General features: G+C 69.1%; 11 protein-coding genes and 1 pseudogene. 6 read left to right on the top strand and 6 right to left on the bottom strand.

What is annotated here, in order from left to right:
• Window positions 1-6 precede the first annotated feature (6 nt).
• Both SNE34_RS06660 and SNE34_RS06655 read right to left on the bottom strand, forming a co-directional pair.
• The gene (locus SNE34_RS06660; RefSeq protein WP_332615917.1) at window positions 7-2,775 is read right to left on the bottom strand and encodes an alpha-1,6-glucosidase domain-containing protein; all 2,769 of its coding nucleotides are present in this window, start codon (window positions 2,773-2,775) and stop codon (window positions 7-9) included.
• A 15-nt stretch (window positions 2,776-2,790) separates the two neighbouring features.
• Window positions 2,791-4,416, bottom strand: coding sequence for an alpha-glucosidase family protein (locus SNE34_RS06655; RefSeq protein WP_332615915.1), 1,626 nt, complete (start codon window positions 4,414-4,416; stop codon window positions 2,791-2,793).
• A 229-nt stretch (window positions 4,417-4,645) separates the two neighbouring features.
• Here SNE34_RS06655 and SNE34_RS06650 point away from each other — a divergent pair, with 229 nt between their 5' ends.
• Together SNE34_RS06650 and SNE34_RS06645 are read left to right on the top strand one after the other, a co-directional pair.
• On the top strand, window positions 4,646-6,142 hold the full coding sequence (locus SNE34_RS06650) for an MFS transporter (protein WP_332615913.1): 1,497 nt from the start codon (window positions 4,646-4,648) through the stop codon (window positions 6,140-6,142).
• A complete protein-coding gene (locus tag SNE34_RS06645) occupies window positions 6,139-7,848 on the top strand; it encodes an alpha-amylase family glycosyl hydrolase (RefSeq protein WP_425604470.1) in 1,710 nt (569 codons plus the stop codon). Before SNE34_RS06650 ends, SNE34_RS06645 begins: the two co-directional genes overlap by 4 nt.
• Here SNE34_RS06645 and SNE34_RS06640 read toward each other — a convergent pair whose 3' ends face one another.
• Window positions 7,849-8,910, bottom strand: a complete 1,062-nt coding sequence (locus SNE34_RS06640) for a LacI family DNA-binding transcriptional regulator (RefSeq protein ID WP_332615911.1) — start codon at window positions 8,908-8,910, stop codon at window positions 7,849-7,851.
• 175 nt (window positions 8,911-9,085) lie between these two features.
• Here SNE34_RS06640 and SNE34_RS06635 point away from each other — a divergent pair, with 175 nt between their 5' ends.
• Window positions 9,086-10,903, top strand: a complete 1,818-nt coding sequence (locus tag SNE34_RS06635) for a DUF885 domain-containing protein (protein WP_332615909.1) — start codon at window positions 9,086-9,088, stop codon at window positions 10,901-10,903.
• 18 nt (window positions 10,904-10,921) lie between these two features.
• On the opposite strand, the gene SNE34_RS06630 is transcribed toward SNE34_RS06635, so the two are convergent.
• Window positions 10,922-11,404, bottom strand: coding sequence for a tRNA (cytidine(34)-2'-O)-methyltransferase (locus tag SNE34_RS06630; protein ID WP_332615907.1), 483 nt, complete (start codon window positions 11,402-11,404; stop codon window positions 10,922-10,924).
• 214 nt (window positions 11,405-11,618) lie between these two features.
• Entirely contained in the window at window positions 11,619-12,341 is a 723-nt protein-coding gene (locus tag SNE34_RS06625) for an SDR family oxidoreductase (RefSeq protein ID WP_332615906.1), read from the bottom strand.
• Between the two features lie 174 nt (window positions 12,342-12,515).
• Here SNE34_RS06625 and SNE34_RS06620 point away from each other — a divergent pair, with 174 nt between their 5' ends.
• The 3 genes and pseudogenes from SNE34_RS06620 (at window position 12,516) to SNE34_RS06610 (ending at window position 17,247) form a co-directional block, all read left to right on the top strand.
• Window positions 12,516-15,464 (top strand): M16 family metallopeptidase, encoded by a 2,949-nt coding sequence (locus SNE34_RS06620; RefSeq protein WP_332615905.1) that lies wholly within the window; start codon window positions 12,516-12,518, stop codon window positions 15,462-15,464.
• Between the two features lie 266 nt (window positions 15,465-15,730).
• A pseudogene (locus tag SNE34_RS06615) lies at window positions 15,731-16,057 on the top strand (DUF4156 domain-containing protein); the annotation flags it as partial.
• A 173-nt stretch (window positions 16,058-16,230) separates the two neighbouring features.
• Window positions 16,231-17,247: a 3-oxoacyl-ACP synthase III gene (locus SNE34_RS06610; RefSeq protein ID WP_332615903.1), complete on the top strand. Its 1,017-nt coding sequence runs from the start codon at window positions 16,231-16,233 to the stop codon at window positions 17,245-17,247.
• Window positions 17,248-17,261: 14 nt separating this feature from the next.
• On the opposite strand, the gene SNE34_RS06605 is transcribed toward SNE34_RS06610, so the two are convergent.
• Window positions 17,262-18,020: a hypothetical protein gene (locus SNE34_RS06605; RefSeq protein ID WP_332615901.1), complete on the bottom strand. Its 759-nt coding sequence runs from the start codon at window positions 18,018-18,020 to the stop codon at window positions 17,262-17,264.
• Between the last annotated feature and the right edge of the window lie 149 nt (window positions 18,021-18,169).

The raw sequence follows: 18,169 nt of genomic DNA, 5'->3' as shown, positions 1-18,169 counted from the left end.
GCGGCGCTACTCGATGACGTAGACCATGGCGGTGCGGGCGGGCACGACGAAGCGTCCGCTCGCCGGATCGAACGAGGCTGCCTCGCGCGGACGCGGGTCGGCGGCAGCCCCGGTGCGGTGTACCGGATGCGGCACGTAGTGCTTGCCGGTCGCGGCGTCGATGGTCAGCGTCTGTGGCTCGGGTGAAACATTGACCAGGTACAGCACTTCGGCGAAGCCGGCCCCCGGGTAGCTCGCACCGTCGAGGTGGCCGGCGATCACCAGCGGGTTCTGATCTGGCCCGGTGTTGTGGAAGCGCAGGCGCTGCCCGACGTCGTCGGCGCTGCGCAGGCGGAACAGGGTCGAGCTGTCGCGGATGCGCAGCAGGTCTTCGAAGGCGCCGCGGGTGAACGCGATCTCGTCCGCGGTCGGCTTGATGTCGGGATTCGCCAGCAGCGGCACCATCTGCGGCCAGCTGTCCCGATTGTCGGAAGCGGGCGGCAGGCCAGTGCCGAAGTGGTTGTCGGCACCGGTCCAGTCGATCCGGTTGAACCAGTCACCGGAATCGAAGCTGTTGCGGTCCAGCGACTTGGAACGCAGCAGTTCGCCGCCGGCGTGGAAGTAGGCGATGCCCTGGCTGAAGGCGTTCAGCGCGAACGCCAGCACCTGCACCCGCGCACGGTCCTCACGCGAGGTGTCGGACGGCAACTTGAACGCGTTGACGTCGAACAGGGTCTGGTTGTCGTGGTTCTCGACGTAATTGACGACCTCGCCGGGTTGCGCGGCGTAGCCGGCCGGCTGACCCTTGTAGTCGAGTTGCGACAGCGGGATGGTCACGCTGGTGGCGTCGGCCATCACATAGTCGGCGAGGGTGCCGGCGAGGCCGGCGCGGACCAGGTCGGCGGCATGCAGAAGTTCATCGAGGCTGCCACCGTCGTGGCCGTTCGGTGCGTAATGCAGGCCGTTGACATAGCCCTGGGTGAACATCGCCGCGCCCTTGTCACCGGCGCCACCGCCGCGGATCGCATCGCGCGCGCGGTCGCTGAAGGTACCGATGCCGGAACCCTGCAGCGACAGCTGCGAGGCCTGCACGAAGCGCGCGCCGTCGGCGACCTCGCCGAAGTTCCAGCCCTCGCCGATCAGGTTGACGTGGCGACCAGCGGCCTCGTCGACGCGGACCTGAAGTTGCTCCATCGCCCCGCGTGGCTGGTGGCCCATCAGGTCGAAGCGGAACGAGTCGATGCGGTACTTGCGCGCCCACAGCGCCGCCGAGTCGAGCATCAGCTTGCCCATCATCCGGTGCTCGGTCGCGGTGTTGTCGCAGCAGGTCGAGGTGGTGACCTTGCCGTGCGCGTCGAGCCGCTGGTAGTAGCCGGGCACGATCCGGTCGAGCACCGAGCGCTCGACCTGGCCGGATGCGGTGGTGTGGTTGTAGACCACGTCCATGCCGACGCGCAGGCCGGCCGCGTGCAGCGCCTGCACCATTGCGCGGAACTCGCGGATGCGCACCGCGCCGTCGGCTGCGTCGCTGGCAAAGCCCCCCTCGGGCGCGTTGAAGTGGTACGGGTCGTAGCCCCAGTTGAAGCAGTCGCGCGCGGCGACCGCCATCACGGCGGCCTGCTGCGCCTCGCTGTCGGGCCCGGCGGCGGGCACCTCGGGTTCGACGCAACCGGCCTCGGGCACGGTCGCGAGGTCGAACACCGGCAGCAGGTGGACATCGGTCAGGCCGGCGTCGGCGAGCGACTGCAGGTGGCGCATGCCATCGCTGCCGCTTTCGGTGAACGCGAGGTACTTGCCGCGGTTGGCTTCGCTCACGGTCGCGTCGTCGCGCGAGAAGTCGCGCACGTGCAACTCGTAGATGACCATGTCGGTCTGCGCGGCCAGCGGCGCCGGTCGCGGCGCGTCGTCCCAGCCGGGTGGCTTGAGCGCGGGGTCGTCGAGGTTGGCGATGTAGCTGCGTTTCGAGTCGGCGGTCAGGCTGATCGAGTACGGGTCGGTGACGCGGTTGCGGACCACGCCGGTGCCGGGCACGAACACGTCGACGAGGTAAGTGTAGTAGCCACCGGACAGGTCGGTCGGCAACTGCATCGACCACGCACCGGTCGTCGCATCGAAGTGCAATGGCTCGCGTGAGGTGGCCCCGCCGCTGCCATCGCCGTACAGACACACCGACACCTCGCGTGCAGTCGGCGCCCACAGCCGGAAACCGGTGGCGTCGGCCACGACGCTGACGCCGAGGTCGTCGACTGCGCCGGCGGCTGGATACAGGTCATCCAGCGCGCCGGGCGACTGCAGGGTGGTGGCGGCGAGCACGCGGCCGTCGGCGTCTTCGCGTACCAACAGCAGCTGTTGTCGCAGCAACTCGGGCAAGCGCGCGACGTCGGTCGAGTCCAGCGTCAGCACCACTCCGCCGCCGATGAACCTGAAACGTTGCGCGAGTTCGGCTGGCACCTCATCGCCGAACCGCACCAGCACCACCGTCCCGTCAGCTCCGGTTACCGCCTCGCCGACGCGCGCGAAGATGCCGCCATCGGCCGCGTGGTACAGCTTGAATGTGCCGCCCGCCACGGCCTGCCCCGGCCATTGCAATAGTCGGCGATCAAGCCAGTAAGCGCTCGCGTCGGTCGGCGATTGCGGCGCCGCGTGCAGCACGGTCGCGAACGCGTCGGCATCGCAGGCGGCGGTGTCCAGCGTCGCGGCGAAGCCCGGGACGGCGACTCCGCCGACGATCGCGGCCGCCAACGCCGCGGCCAGGTGGCGCGAAGGTCGGTTCCGATGCAGGTCTCGTGGCGTCATCGCGATGCTGCGTCCTCAGTCGAGCCGGGCGAAGAACACTCCACGCGCGGCCAGGTGCAACTGGCAGCCATCGACGCGGCCGGCAAGCAACTCGTGGTCCTCGATCGCCTGCGGCTCGATGCCATCCGGCAAGGTCCACTGCACGGCCTCGGCCGACAGGTTGAACACCACCAGCAACCGCTGCCCCGCGGCGTCGCGGGTAAACGCGAGCACCGGCTCGGGCGCGTCGATGAAGCCGATGTCGCCCTGCAACAGCGCCGGCAGCGACTGCCGCCAGCGCAGGAATCGGCGGGTCGCATTGAGCACGGAGCCGGGGTCGGCATCCTGCGCGGCGACGCTGCGCGCGCGGTGCTCGGCCGGGATCGGCAGCCATGGCGGGCTGTCGGTGAAGCCGGCCTGCGCGCTGTCATCCCACGGCATCGGCGTGCGGCAACCGTCGCGGCCCTTGAAGTTCGGCCAGAACGAGATGCCGTAGGGATCCTGCAACGCCTCGTACGGCACGTCGGCTTCCGTCAATCCCAGCTCCTCGCCCTGGTACAGGCACACCGAGCCGCGCAACGAGCACACCAGCGCGACCAGCTGGCGCGCGAAGTCGTCGTCGCCGGCGCCGCCCCAGCGCGAGGTCGCGCGCATCACGTCGTGGTTGGATACCGCCCAGCACGGCCAGCCGTGCGGCATGCGGGTCTCGATGTCCTCGACCGTGGTGCGGATGTGCGCGGCGCTGAAATCCTCGACCAGCAGCTCGAAGCTGTAACCCATGTGCAGGCGCTTGTCGCCGACGTACTCGGCCATCGTCCCCAGCGAATCCTCCGAGGAGATCTCGCCGAGCATGGTGCTGCCGGGGTAGCGGTTGAACAGCGTCCGCAGGTCCTCCATCAGCGCGAGGTTTTCGGGCCGGGTGTTGTTGTAGTAGTGGTACTGGTAGGCATACGGGTTGTCGGCGCTGAAGCCGCGGCCGGTGCGCAGGTGCGCCGGCTTGGCCGGGTTGTCGCGTAGCTGCTCGTCGTGGAAGCAGAAGTTGATCGAGTCCAGCCGCATGCCGTCGACGCCGCGGTCGAGCCAGAACTTGAGGTTGTCGAGCATCGCCGCGCGCACGGCCGGGTTGTGGAAGTTCAGCTGCGGCTGCGACGACAGGAAGTTGTGCAGGTAGTACTGCTCGCGCCGCGGCTCCCACTTCCACGCCGGACCGCCGAAGATCGACAGCCAGTTGTTGGGCGCGCCGCCATCGGGCTTCGGGTCGGCCCAGACGTACCAGTTGGCCTTGTCGTTGACGCGGTCCTGCCGGCTCTGGCGGAACCACTCGTGCTGGTCGGAGCTGTGGCTGAGCACCTGGTCGATCATCACCTTGATGCCGAGCGCGTGCGCCTTCGCCAGCAGCCGGTCGAAGTCGGCGAGGGTGCCGAACAGCGGGTCGATGTCGCGGTAGTCGGAGATGTCGTAGCCGAAGTCGGCCATCGGCGACTTGAAGAACGGCGACACCCAGATCGCGTCGACGCCGAGGCTGGCGACGTAGTCGAGCTTGTCGACGATGCCCGGCAGGTCGCCGACGCCGTCGCCGTTGGTGTCGAGGAAGCTGCGTGGGTAGATCTGGTAGATCACCGCGCCGCGCCACCAGTCGAGCGCGCGCCCGGCCGCTGCCACCGGAGCACTCGCCACCATCCCGTCCGTCGCCGCCGCACTTGTACCCATTCGCCTTCCCGTGAGTCGATCCGTCGCCGACGCTCACCACCGGCGTGATGGCACTATTCCACGGCACGCGGTGCAGCATGTTGCCGCTTCATGCACTGTCCGGATGAATACGTTTGCAGGCGGAATGTGCGGTGGTGGCGGTGACTACCATGGGCTCGAACCGACACGGGGCGACGACCAGATGAACCAAAAACCGCAGCTGACGTTCTGGCAGATCTGGAACATGTGCTTCGGCTTCCTCGGCATCCAGTTCGGGTTCGCCCTGCAGAACGCCAACGTCAGCCGGATCTTCCAGACCCTCGGCGCGTCGATGGACGACATCCCGGTCCTGTGGATCGCCGCGCCGCTGACCGGGCTGATCGTGCAGCCGATCGTCGGCTACCTGTCGGACCGCACCTGGACCGGCTTCGGTCGGCGCCGGCCGTACTTCCTGATCGGCGCGGTGCTGGCGACGCTGGCCCTGTTCGCGATGCCGAACTCGCCGTCGCTGTGGATCGCCGCCGGCATGCTGTGGGTGCTCGACGCCTCGCTCAACATCTCGATGGAGCCGTTCCGCGCGCTGGTCGGCGACCAGTTGCCGGTGCGCCAGCGGCCGACCGGCTACGCGATGCAGAGTTTCTTCATCGGCGTCGGCTCGGTGGTCGCCAGTCTGCTGCCGTTCCTGCTCGCGCACTGGGGCGTGGCCAACACCGCCGGCCCGGGCGAGGTGCCCGACACGGTGCGCTATGCGTTCTACTTCGGTGGCGTGGTGCTGCTGGTTGCGGTGCTGTGGACGATCCTGCGCACCCGTGAGTACACCCCGCAGCAACTGCAGGCCTGGGACCAGGCGCCGCCGCTGGTGCCGCGCCATTCCGACCCGGGCGCGGCGTGGAGGCCGGCGCTGGCGTGGCTGGCCGTCGGCGTCGCCGCAATCGTGCTGATCGCGGGGTTCGATCTCGACAAGCAGCTGTACATCCTCGCCGGCCTGATCGCGTTCTACGGCGCCGCGCTGCTGGTCCGCACGCGCATCAAGGGCGGCGGCGCGTTCACCAGCATCCTCGATGACCTGCGCGACATGCCGACGGCGATGCGGCGGCTGGCGGTGGTGCAGTTCTTCTCGTGGTTCGGGCTGTTCGCGATGTGGCTGTTCGCGACCGCCGCGGTGACCAGCGTCCACTTCGGCAGCAGCGACACGACCTCGGTGCTGTACAACGAAGGCGCCAACTGGGTCGGCGTGCTGTTCGCCGCCTACAACGGCTTCGCTGCATTGGCCGCCGTGGTCATCCCGTGGATGGTGCGGCACTGGGGCCTGCGGGTCAGCCACCTGCTCAATTGCTCGCTCGGCGGGCTCGGCCTGCTGTCGATGCTGGTGATCCGCGATCCGATCTGGCTGCTGGCGTCGATGCTCGGGGTCGGCTTCGCCTGGGCCTCGATCCTGTCGCTGCCGTACGCGCTGCTGTCGGACAGCGTGCCGGCGGCGAAGATGGGCGTGTTCATGGGCATCTTCAACTTCTTCATCGTGATCCCTCAGCTGGTCGCGGCGAGCCTGCTCGGATTCCTGCTCAAGACGTTCTTCGGCAACGAGCCGATCCAGGCATTGATGATCGGCGGGGTGAGCCTGATCGTGGCCGGACTGTGCGTGCTGCGGGTGCGTGAGCCCGGAGTCGACGCCGCACGCGTTGGCGGAGAGATGGCATGAATATCCGCAGTCTTTCGATTGCCTTGCTCGCCGCGCTTGGCGCCGGCTGCGCGCACGGGCTGTCGACCGACGCATCGTCGCCGCGCACACCGGCACCCGACTACTACGGCACCACCGAGCCGTTCGCCGCCAACGCGGTGTACTTCGTGGTGACCGACCGCTTCGTCAACGGCGATCCGTCCAACGACCAGCGCGAGCAGGGCGGGCCGGATCCGACGCTGCGTACCTTCGACCGGCCGACCCCGGGCGCGGAGACCCACGGCGGCAACATCGGCTACCTCGGCGGCGACTTCCGCGGCCTGCTCGACAACGCCGATTACATCGCCGACATGGGCTTCGGCGCAGTCTGGCTGACCCCGATCGTCGACAACCCGGACCAGGCCTTCACCGGCGGCGATCCGATCGGCTCGGACGCGTTCTTCAAGGACCGCGGCAAGACCGGTTACCACGGCTACTGGGGCGTCAACTTCTTCGAGCTCGACGAGCACCTGCCGAGCGCCGGCCTCGACTTCGCCGGACTGGCCGCTGGGCTGGACCGGCACGGCCTGCAGACCGTGCTCGACATCGTCGCCAACCACGGCTCGCCGTCGTTCACGATGCCGGTCGACCAGCCGAAGTACGGCGAGATCTACGACGCCGACGGCAGCCTGCTCGCCGACCACCAGAACCTGACGCCCGAGGACCTCGATCCGGACGGCAATCCGCTGCACGCGTTCTTCCACGACGAGCCCGACCTCGCCCAGCTGTCCAACCTCGACGACACCAATCCGGCGGTGCTCGACTACTTCGTGCGCGCCTATTCGCAGTGGATCGAACATGGCGCCGACGCGTTCCGGATCGACACCATCCGCCACGTGCCACACCCGTTCTGGAAGGCCTTCAGCGACCGCATCCGCGCCGAGCACCCGGACTTCTTCATGTTCGGCGAGTCGTTCGACCACGAGGCCGCCAACATCGCGCCGCATACCTGGCCGGAGAACGGCGGCGTCAGCGTGCTCGACTTCCCGCTGAAGGCCGCGCTGCAGGAGGTCTTCGGCAGCACGGGGGCGGGTTACGAAGAACTGGCCGACGCGCTGTACCTGATCGACGGCCCGTACACCAACCCGTACGAGCTGATGACCTTCTACGACAACCACGACATGCCGCGGATGGACGCCAGCGACGCGGGGTTCATCGACGCCCACAACTGGCTGTTCACCGCGCGCGGCATCCCGGTCATCTACTACGGCTCGGAAATCGGCTTCATGCGGAGCGCCGGCGAGCACGAGGGCAACCGCAACTACTTCGGGCAGGAACGCGTCGACGCGGCGGTCGGCAACCCCATCCGCGAGAACCTGAAACGCATCGCGCTCGTGCGGGCCGCATCGCCGGCGCTGCAGCGTGGCCTGCAACTCAACCTCGTGCTCGACGGCGACCGCGCCGCGTTCTATCGCGTCCATCAGCGAGACGGCGAACACCAGATCGCGCTGGTGCTGCTCAACAAGGGCGACGCGGCGGCGGCCTTCGAGGTGCGCGACTACCTGCAGGCGGGCCCGTGGCAGGCCGCGATCGGCGGCGGCACGGTCCAGGTCGCGCCGGGCGGGAGCCTGTCGGCGACGGTGCCGGCGCACGGGGTCGAGGTCTACCTGCTCGACGCGCCGGTGATCCGGACAGACCTGCAGGCGGAACTCGCGCGGCTGATGGCCGGCGCCCGCCGCGGCGACTGATCAGCGCGCGTCGGGGTCGCTGGAGCGCCGAACCACCAGCTTCGCCGGCAGGGTGAAGCTCTCCGCCGGCTGCTCCTGCACCCGTTTCATCAACGTCTCGACCAGCAGCGTGCCGGCGCGCGAGGTGTCCTGCGACACCGTGGTCAGCGCCGGGCTGGCCGAACGCGCGGTCGGCAGGTCGTCGAAACCGACCACCGCGACGTCGCGCGGCACCTGAAGGCCAGCCTCGGCGAACGCGCGCATCGCCCCGATCGCGATCAGGTCGCTGGCGGCGAACACCGCGTCGAACGGCGCGCCACGGACCAGCAGTTCGCGCGCGGCGGCATAGCCATCGTCCTCGGCGCTCTGCGCATCGACCTGCAGCGCCGGATCGAGCGCCAGCCCCGCCGCGTGCAGCGCCGCGTCGCAACCCTGGTAGCGGTCGTAGAACTCCGGGTAGTGACTGGACGCGTCGCCGAGATAGGCGATACGACGGCGACCCAGCCCGACCAGGTGCTCGCCGACCAGCTGGCCGCCGTGGAAGTTGTCGCAGCCGATCGACAGCCCCGGCTGGTTCGGCAGCACCGCACCCCAGCGTACGAAATGGGTGCCCTGCTCGACCAGCTTCTCCAGCTTGCCGCGGTAGCTCAGGTAGTCGCCATAGCCGAGCAGGATCAGGCCGTCGGCCTTCATGCTGTCGGCGTAGTCGGCGTGCCAGTCGTCGGACAGCTGCTGGAACGACACCAGCAGGTCCTGCCCGGCGCGCGCGCAGGCGCGGGTGATCGAGCCGAGCATCGACAGGAAGAACGGGTTGATGTGCGAGTCGTCCGGGGTCGGGTCCTCGAACAGCAGCAGCGCCAGCGTGCCGGAGCGCTGCAGGCGCAGGCTGGAGGCGTGGCGGTCGACCTTGTAGTTGAGCGCGCGCACCGCCTCCTCGACCCGCTTTCGGGTCTCGGCATTGACCAGCGGGCTGCCGCGCAACACCCGCGACACCGTCGCCTGCGAGACGCCGGCGGCGTGGGCGATGTCGATCGATGTGGCCTTGGTGCGCTTGCGCGCGACCGGCTGGGTCGGACTGTTCATGCGGGGTCGAGTGTATGCCGGGCGGTCGCCGGCTGCAGCGTGCGGGTGTCGCCCGTTTGCCGGATCGGGCCGGATGGCGCCGGGCCAACGATCGGCACCCTGCGGCGGGCGGCGTTCTCGGCGATGATCGGGCGTTCGTCGCCATCGCCGGCGACCCGCCACGGAGTTCTCGTCCATGCGCCACGCCCCGCTTTCGCTGTCCCTGTCGATGATTCTCGCCGCCGGCCTCGGCACGCTCGTCGGCTGCCAGCCGGCCACGTTGCCAGTCGCCGGCGCAGCGCCGGCCGCGACCGCACCCGTCGCCAGCAGTGCCCGCTTCGACGCGGTCGCCGAGTCGCTGCTGATGCGCGCGCTGGAGCGCAGCCCGGAGTGGTCGATCTACTCCGGCCGCTATGACAACGCCGCGACCCTCACCATTCCTGACGCCGCGCGCCGCGCCGACGACCTCGCGTTCGCCAAGGCCGCGCTGGCCGAGCTGGCGGCATTCGACCCTCAGCAGCTGCCGGCGCCGCAGCGGATTGACCACATGCTGCTGACCAACCAGTTTGAGTCCTCGATCTGGTACCAGCAGCAGTTCCGCGATTGGGCCTGGGACCCGTCCAATTACAACGTCGCCGGCACCGTTGCGCTGCTGCTCAACACGCCGTATGCCGACGAGGACGCACGGCTGCGCACGGTGATGCAACGGATCGAACAGGTGCCGCAGTACTACGCCGCCGCGCGCGCCAACATCGCCACGCCGACCGACGAACACGTCGAGCTGGCGATCGTGCAGAGCCGCGGCGCGCTGAGCGTGTTCGACGACGAACTGCGCGAGCGGATCAAGGCCTCCGGCCTCGACGCCGCCGAACAGGCGCTGTTCAACGCGCGCATCGATGCCACCCGCGCCGCGATCGAGAGCTGGGTCGGCTGGCTCGAGGGCGAGCAGAAGCGCCTGGCGGCGAGCGGCGACGCGCGCTCGTTCCGCATCGGCGAGGAGCTCTACGAACAGAAGTTCGCCTACGACATCCAGTCGCACTACAGCGCGGCCGAGCTGTACCGGCGCGCGGTCGAGGAAAAGAACGCGCTGCACGAACGCATGGACAAGATCACCGTCCAGCTGTGGCCGAAGTACTTCCCCGACACCGCGATGCCGGACGACCGGCTGGAGCGGATCGGCCAGCTGATCGACAAGCTGTCCGAGCGCCACGTCGGCCGCGACGAGTTCTTCGGCGAGATCCAGCGGCAGATCCCGCTGCTGGCCGATTTCGTCCGCGAGCACGACCTGCTCGACCAGGACGAGTCGCGCCCGCTGGTGGTGCGCGAGACTCCCGAGTACATGCGTGGCGGTGGCGCCGGCGCCTCGGTCAGCGCGCCCGGCCCGTTCAACCCGACCGCCGACACCTACTACAACGTCAGCCCGCTCGACGCGTACACCGACGAGCAGGCCGAGAGCTTCCTGCGCGAGTACAACTACTGGGTGCTGCAGGTGCTCAACATCCACGAGGGCATCCCGGGCCATTACACCCAGCTGCTGCATGCCAACAAGAGCCCGAGCCTGGTCAAGAGCCTGCTCGGCAACGGCGCGATGATCGAGGGCTGGGCGGTCTACGCCGAGCGGATGATGCTGGAAGAAGGCTACGGGGCGCAGGCGCCGGAGATGTGGCTGATGTACGGCAAGTGGAACCTGCGCGTGGTCAGCAACGCGATCCTCGACTACGCCGTGCACGTGCAGGGCATGACCGAGGCGCAAGCGATGGACCTGCTGCAGCGCGAGGCGTTCCAGGAGAAGACCGAGGCGGTCAACAAGTGGCGCCGCGTGCGGCTGTCGCAGGTGCAGCTGACCAGCTACTTCACCGGCTACGCCGAGATCATGGATCTGCGCGAGCAGCGCAAGGTCGAGTTGGGCGAGGCCTTCGACCTGAAGACCTTCCACAACCGCTTCCTGAGCTACGGCAATGCGCCGGTGTCGGCGATCGCCGAGCTGATGCGCGAGCAGTACCCGGCCGAATAAGGCGCGGCATGACAGGGTTCAGTCGGCGGCGCCGGCGAACCCTTGTTGCCGCCAAGCCTCGAACACCGTCACCGCGACCGCGTTCGACAGGTTGAGGCTGCGGTTGTCGGGACGCATTGGCAGGCGCAGGCGCTGCTCCGGCGGTAGCGCGTCCAGCACCGCGTCGGGCAGGCCGCGGGTCTCGCAGCCGAACAGGAACGCATCGCCCTCGCGGTAGGCCGGGGTGTCGAAGCGGGTGCGGCCGCGCGTGCTGAGGGCGAACACGCGCGGCGGTGCGCCGTTGGCGTCGGCGATCGCCGACAGCGCCGTGTCGAGGTCGTCGTGGACCTGCAGCCGCGCGTACTCGTGGTAATCGAGGCCGGCGCGGCGCATCTGCTTGTCGTCGAGGTCGAAACCCAGCGGGCGGACGAGGTGCAGGCGCGCGCCGGTGTTGGCGCACAGGCGGATCGCGTTGCCGGTGTTGGGCGGGATCTCGGGCTGGAACAGGATGACGTCGAACATGGGTTATTCCGGCGGCTGCGCGGCCGCAATAACTGTCGCCGTTGATCCGGCCAAGGCCGGATAACGCCGACGCGGCGGGCGCGGGATGGCGGGGTGGCCATTGTAGGAGCGGCTTCAGCCGCGATCCGGAATCGTTCGCCCGCGCCGGTTTCCGATCGCGGCTAAAGCCGCTCCTACAACAGCAGGAAGTCCGGTCAGACAACGCGCGTCGACGTCACCAGGCCATCGGCATCCCATGCCGATCAAGGAACCGGCCGCTGTCGCCGGCATCGGCGCGCTGGATCACCCGCAGCAGCGCGGTCGCGGCGTCCTGCGGCGCTACCTCGGCGCCGCTGCCGCCCATGTCGGTCTGCACCCAGCCCGGATGCAGCGCCAACACCACGATCCCGCGCTCGACCAGCGCCCGCGCCAGCAGCGCAGTCGCCATGTTCAGCGCGGCCTTGGAAATCGAATAGCTCGGCGTGCGGAACGCGTCCTTGCCGGCGATCGAGCCGAGTTCCGACGACAGGTTGGCGACCTTGCCGCCGTCGGCCAGCCACGGCGCCAGCGCCTGGGTCAGCAGGAACGGTCCGCTCGCGTTGGTGCGCAAGCTGTCGTCGAGGGTCTCGGCGGCTACCTTGCCGAAGCGCTCGCCCGAATGCAGCACGCCGGCGTTGTTGATCAACAGGTCGAGGCGGGTGTCGTCGTCGCCGAGCACCAGCGGCAGTTCGCGCACCAGTTCGGCATGCGACTTCGGTGCGGCCACGTCCAGCGGCAGCAGGTGCAGGCGGCCGGGATGCTCGCCGACCAGCTGGTTCAGCGCGTGCGCGCGACCGGGCTGGCGGCAGGTCGCGATCACGCGGTCGCCGCGGGCCAGCAGCTGGTGCACGAACTCCAGGCCGAGGCCACGGTTGGCGCCGGTGACCAGGCTGCGACGGCTGGCGGGCGGGGTGGGCATGGCGGTGTCCTTGCGGGGCGGAATGGCGGGCAGGCCGGATTGGCAGTCTAGGCGCGGCGCGGTGAAGCCGGCGCGCGCCGGGACTTGTGACCTAGTGCCCGCGCCGCGACCGCCCGCTAGGATGGTCGATCAATGCCGAACGTCGGCAACCCGAATATTCACCAGGAGTGGTCCATGTCCGTCCCGTCCCGTGCCGTGCTCCAAAAAGGTGCGTTCCAGAAGGGCGCGCTCGCCCTTGCCCTCGCCACCGCGATCGGCGCCACTGCACTGGCGCCGGCACCGGCCCTCGCCCAAGCCGCGCCGGCTGCCGCGGTCGACATCGCCTACGAGGAATTCACCCTGCCCAACGGCCTGCGGGTGATCGTGCACGAGGACCACAAGGCGCCGATCGTCGCGGTCAACGTCTGGTTCCACGTCGGCAGCAAGGACGAGCCGCGCGGCCGCACCGGCTTTGCCCACCTGTTCGAGCACCTGATGTTCAACGGCTCGGAGAACGCGCCGGGCGAGTACTTCACCCCGTTCGAGCTGGTCGGCGCGACCGACATGAACGGCACCACCAACACCGACCGCACCAACTATTTCCAGAACGTGCCGACCACCGCGCTCGACCTGGCGCTGTGGATGGAGTCCGACCGCATGGGCCACCTGCTTGGCGCGATCGACCAGAAGACCCTCGACGAGCAGCGCGGCGTGGTCCAGAACGAGAAGCGCCAGAGCGAGAACCAGCCCTACGGCCAGGTCTGGACCAAGCTCAACCAGGCGTTGTACCCGCAGAGCCACCCGTACCACCACAGCGTGATCGGCTCGATGGCCGACCTCAACGCGGCCTCGCTGGAAGACGTCAAGACCTGGTTCCGCGCCTGGTACGGCCCCAACAACGCGGTGCTGGTGCTGGCCGGCGACATCGACGTCGAAACCGCGAAGAAGAAGGCCGCCAAGTACTTCGGTCACATCCCGGCCGGCCCCGACATGGCGCAGCCGCCGGTCGACATCGCCGTGCGTCCCGCCGACACCCGCGAGGTAATGGAAGACCGCGTGCCGCAAGCGCGCATCTACCGAGCATGGAACGTGCCGCCGACCTCCACCACCGACGTCGACCAGTTGCACGTGCTGGCGCAGATCCTCGGCGGCAGCGACACCTCGCGGCTGGAGAAGCGCCTGGTCCACGGCGACAAGCTGGTCGACAGCGTCAGCGCCGGTGTCAGCGAGTCGCAGCTGGGTTCCAACTTCCTGGTGACGGCCAGCGTCAAGGAAGGCGTCGACCCGAAGCAGGTCGAGGCGATCCTCGACGAGGAACTGGGCCGCCTGCTGAGCGAAGGCCCGACCGCGGAAGAAGTCGCCCAGGCCAAGACCGTGATCCGCGCCGGCTTCATCCGCGGGGTCGAACGCATCGGCGGCTTCGGCGGCAAGGCCGACGTGCTGGCCGCGTGCGAGGTCTACACCGGCGAGCCCGACTGCTTCCGCGAAAGCATGCAGACGGTCGCCGCGGTGACTCCGGCGCAGCTGCAGGCGGTCGGCAACGAATGGCTCGGCGACGGCGACCACACCCTGGTGGTGCTGCCGGGCGAGCGCACCGCGCTGGCCGAGGAGCCGGCGGTCGATCCCGCGCCGCTGGTGCTGCCGCCGGTCGACGACAAGTACAGCACCACCGCCTCGACCGTTGAACGCAGCGAAGGCGCGCCGATGCCGGAGCAGTTCCCCGAACTCAAGTTCCCCGAGTTGCAGCGCGCCACCCTGAGCAACGGCACCGAAGTGATCCTGGCCGAGCGCCACGCGGTGCCGGTGGTGCAGTTCAACCTGCTGCTGGACGGCGGCTACAAGGCCGACGCGCTGGGTGACGCCAAGCTGGGCACCTCAAGCTTCGCGATGAGCATGCTTGACGAGGGCGCGGCCGACTACAGCGCCCTCGAGTTCGCCGCGCGCGCCGAAGCGCTGGGCGCCAACCTCGGCGCCGGCGCGTCGCTCGACGGCGCCAGCGCCTCGCTGTCGGCGCTGACCGAGAAGCTCGATCCGTCGCTGGCGCTGTTCGCCGACATGCTGCGCGAGCCGAGCTTCAGCCAGTCCGAGATCGACCGGGTCAAGGCCAGCTGGATCGCCGGGATCAAGCAGGAGAAGGCGCGGCCGAACTCCTCGGCGCTGCGGGTGATGCCGCCGCTGCTGTACGGCGAGGGCCACGCCTACGCGATGCCGTTCAGCGGCTCCGGCACCGAAGAATCGATCGCTTCGCTGACCCGCGCCGACCTGGTCGAGTACCACGACACCTGGGTGCGGCCGGAGAACGCGACCCTGGTCGTGGTCGGCGACACCACCCTTGCGCAGATCGTGCCGCTGCTGGAGAAGCATCTCGGCGACTGGCAGGGCGAAGGCGCGCCGGCGACCACCGAAGCGGTTGCCAGGGTCGAGCGTCCCGACGCCGCGCGGGTGTTCCTGATCGACCAGCCCGGCGCGGTCCAGGCCAACATCTTCGCCGGCCAGTTGGTGCCCTCGACCATGTCGGACAAGGCCACCGAGTTCGAGGTCGCCAACACCGTGCTCGGCGGCCAGTTCAGCGCCCGCCTCAACATGAACCTGCGCGAGGACAAGCACTGGGCCTATGGCTCCTACAGCTTCACCCCCGATGCACTCGGCCAGCGTCCGTGGCTGGCATTCGCCCCGGTGCAGATCGACAAGACCGCCGAGTCGATGGCCGAGATGAAGCGCGAGATTGGCGAGTACGCCAGCGGCAAGGCACCGCCGACCGCCGAGGAGGTCGCCAAGGTCCGCTCCAACGAGATCCGCAGCCTGCCGGGCGCCTATGAGACCTCGAGCGCGGTGATGGGCACGATCGCCGACATCGTCCGTTACGACCGTCCGGACGACTACGTGGCCCGCCGCAAGGCCGAGATCGAGGGCCTGACCCCGGCCGAGGTCGCCAACGCCGCCGGAACCATCGACGCCGACGCGCTGACCTGGGTGGTGGTCGGTGACCTCGACAAGATCGGCGCCCCGGTGCGCGCGCTCGACTTCGGCACCGTGCAGGTGCTCGACGCCGACGGCAACCCGGTTGCCGCCGACGCCGCGACCACGGTCGAGACCGACGCCGAGTCGCAGGACGGCGAGGCCGGCGCAGACGGCGCCAAATAAGCGCAGTCCGCCGGGTGGGCCTTCCACCCGGCGGACGCTCTGGTTCGCCAGCGCGCTTTTGTAGGAGCGGCTTTAGCCGCGATCGGATGACCGACCCGCTCGCACCGATTCCAGATCGCGGCTAAAGCCGCTCCTACAAAAAGCAAACAGGCGCTGCGACACTCAAGTCACCCTCTGCAAGTCACCCGCGATTCACCGGTTCTCGCGCAAAACCCTCGCGACACGCCACAATCGTGCCGCACCGCTTTTCGATCCAAGGAGTTCCCATGCCCCGCCTGCCCATCTTCGCCCTCGCCACCCTGGTTTTCGCCAGTTGCCTTCTTGCCAGCGGCTGCACCTGGGTCCACATGGCGCCCGGTGCCAAGGCGGTGCAGGTGATCGCCGCAGGCGGCCCGCCGGCCGGCTGCGTCAAGCGCGGTGAAGTCGCGGTATCGGTCAAGGACAGCGTGGCGTTCTACGAGCGCAACAACCTGCGCGTGCGCGAGGAGCTGGAAACCCTCGCCCGCAACGAGGCGCCGGGCCTGGATGCCGACACCATCCAGCCGCTGGCGCCGCCGCTGGCCGGCGAGCAGCGCTTTGCCGCCTACCACTGCGGTGCCACCCGCCCGGTGTCCGGCCCGGTCCAGCCCGCAGGCGCGGCACCTGCCGGCGGCGAGGCCAGGACGTATCCGATCGGGGGCTGAGCCGCCCGGTCCATCCGGGAGTTAATGCAGCCGTTTGGGGAAAACGTTAATCTGACGTGATCTTTTGCCTACGGTTTGCGCCCATGCTGTTCCAACACGTCGCCATCGCCGGCCTGGCCCACATCGATGCGCCGCGTCGGCTGAGCTCGGCGGAAATCAACGCCCGGCTCAAGCCGACCCTGGACCGGCTGGGCATCCGCACCGACGTGCTCGGCGACATCGCCGGCATCCATGCGCGGCGTCTGTGGGATGGCGACATGCTGGCGTCCGACGCCGCCACCCTGGCCGCGGTCAAGGCGCTGGCCGATGCGGCGATCGAACCGGGCAGGGTCGGCCTGCTGGTCAACACTTCGGTCAGCCGTGATTACCTGGAACCGTCGACCGCGTCGATCGTGTCCGGCAACCTCGGCCTGCCCGACACCTGCCAGAACTTCGACGTCGCCAACGCCTGCCTGGCCTTCATCAACGGCATGGACATCGCCGCGCGGATGATCGAGCGCGGCGAGATCGACTACGCGCTGGTGGTCGACGGCGAGACCGCCGACCTGGCCTACGAGAAGACCCTGGAGCGCATGATGCGCGCCGATTCCACCGAGGCCGACTTCAAGAACGAGCTGGCGACCTTGACCCTCGGTTCCGGCGCCGCCGCGATGGTGATGGCCCGCGCCGAGCTGGCGCCGGGGGCGCCGCGCTACAAGGGTGGCGTGACCCGCGCCGCGACCGAGTGGAACAAGCTATGCCGCGGCAACCTCGACGGCATGATCACCGATACCCGGATGCTGTTGATCGAGGGCATCAAGCTGGCCCAGAAGACCTTCCTGGTCGCCAAGCAGAAGCTCGGCTGGGTCGCCGAGGAACTGGACGAATTCGTGATCCACCAGGTCAGCAAGGTCCACACCGCGGCTTTCACCAAGGCGATGGGGATCGACCCGCGCAAGGTCCTGACGATCTTCGACGAGCACGGCAACATCGGTCCGGCCTCGGTGCCGATCGTACTCAGCAAGCTGCGCGAGATGGGCCGGCTGAAGAAGGGCGACCGCGTCGCCCTGCTCGGCATCGGTTCGGGCCTGAACTGCTCGATGGCCGAAGTAGTCTGGTAAGCGGCTGACGCGCCTCAGCCCGCCGCCGGACACGCCGGGTCGCGTCCGGCATACACCGCGCAGATTTGCTGCCGGCACTTCACGCCCTTGGCGGTGTTCGCCGCCGGGCATTCGGCGAGGTTCCGCTGGATCTGCTGCGAGCGCGTGCGTTGCGGGCGGCCGTTGCGACTCGGTTCGGCGCTGGCGACGCCACTGCCCTCGGCGTCCATCGTCTGGATGAACGCATCGAGGCCGCTGCCGTCGGTCTTGCCTGACGACTGGCCGGGCTTGATGTTGCCCAGCAGGACCGCGAGCAGGTCCGGTTCGTCATCGACCGGCACCCGCGTGGGGCGCCGCCGCGGCGCCGCCGGTTTGGCCACGCCCTTGGCAGGCGCGGCGGAAACCAGGAACGGATTGGGTGAGCCATCGGCGGAGGCCGCGGCCACCGGCGGGCCGGCGTCGGGGTGCGCCAGGACCAGCATCGGGTTGACCGCCGGGTCGGCCAGCTCGCCGTTGTCGTCAACGGTGGCGGCAGTCGCCAGCGCGCTGGCGGTCGGAGCGGCCTCCTCGACAATGGTGGCGGCCGCCGGAAGGGCGAAGTCGTCGGCCTCGTTGCCGGCGCCGACCTGCAGCGACAACCGCGGCAGCGACTCGACCGGGGTTTCGGCCGCCGGTTGCGAAAGCCACCACCAGCCCGCCGCCACGACGGCCACCAGCAGCAATGCCGCCGGTGCCAGCCATCGCTTCGGCGTCGCCCGCGCGCCGGCATTCGCGCCGGATTGGCGGCCTTGCATGTCTGCTAAGATCCGCGCCGACGCTGGCGGCGGGGCGGTATCGGGTTGCGCGCCCGCCAACAGGCTGGGGCGGCTGGGCTTGGCATCTTGCCGGTCCACGTGGACTCCTTTCCGGGCCGGTCGAGCCGGCTGGTTTGATTCCTTTCGCG

Source organism: Novilysobacter erysipheiresistens (assembly GCF_036663935.1).
Lineage (GTDB): Bacteria > Pseudomonadota > Gammaproteobacteria > Xanthomonadales > Xanthomonadaceae > Novilysobacter > Novilysobacter erysipheiresistens.
Note: the sequence above shows the minus strand (reverse complement) of the source record. Positions and strands in the feature narration are given on the sequence as shown.

What these genes read in the sequence shown, in the direction of transcription:
- SNE34_RS06660 (WP_332615917.1), bottom strand. Translation starts at nt 2,775, where the DNA reads ATGACGCCACGAGACCTGCATCGGAACCGACCTTCGCGCCACCTGGCC.
- SNE34_RS06650 (WP_332615913.1), top strand. Translation starts at nt 4,646, where the DNA reads ATGAACCAAAAACCGCAGCTGACGTTCTGGCAGATCTGGAACATGTGC.
- SNE34_RS06645 (WP_425604470.1), top strand. Translation starts at nt 6,139, where the DNA reads ATGAATATCCGCAGTCTTTCGATTGCCTTGCTCGCCGCGCTTGGCGCC.
- SNE34_RS06640 (WP_332615911.1), bottom strand. Translation starts at nt 8,910, where the DNA reads ATGAACAGTCCGACCCAGCCGGTCGCGCGCAAGCGCACCAAGGCCACA.
- SNE34_RS06635 (WP_332615909.1), top strand. Translation starts at nt 9,086, where the DNA reads ATGCGCCACGCCCCGCTTTCGCTGTCCCTGTCGATGATTCTCGCCGCC.
- SNE34_RS06630 (WP_332615907.1), bottom strand. Translation starts at nt 11,404, where the DNA reads ATGTTCGACGTCATCCTGTTCCAGCCCGAGATCCCGCCCAACACCGGC.
- SNE34_RS06625 (WP_332615906.1), bottom strand. Translation starts at nt 12,341, where the DNA reads ATGCCCACCCCGCCCGCCAGCCGTCGCAGCCTGGTCACCGGCGCCAAC.
- SNE34_RS06620 (WP_332615905.1), top strand. Translation starts at nt 12,516, where the DNA reads ATGTCCGTCCCGTCCCGTGCCGTGCTCCAAAAAGGTGCGTTCCAGAAG.
- SNE34_RS06610 (WP_332615903.1), top strand. Translation starts at nt 16,231, where the DNA reads ATGCTGTTCCAACACGTCGCCATCGCCGGCCTGGCCCACATCGATGCG.
- SNE34_RS06605 (WP_332615901.1), bottom strand. Translation starts at nt 18,020, where the DNA reads ATGCAAGGCCGCCAATCCGGCGCGAATGCCGGCGCGCGGGCGACGCCG.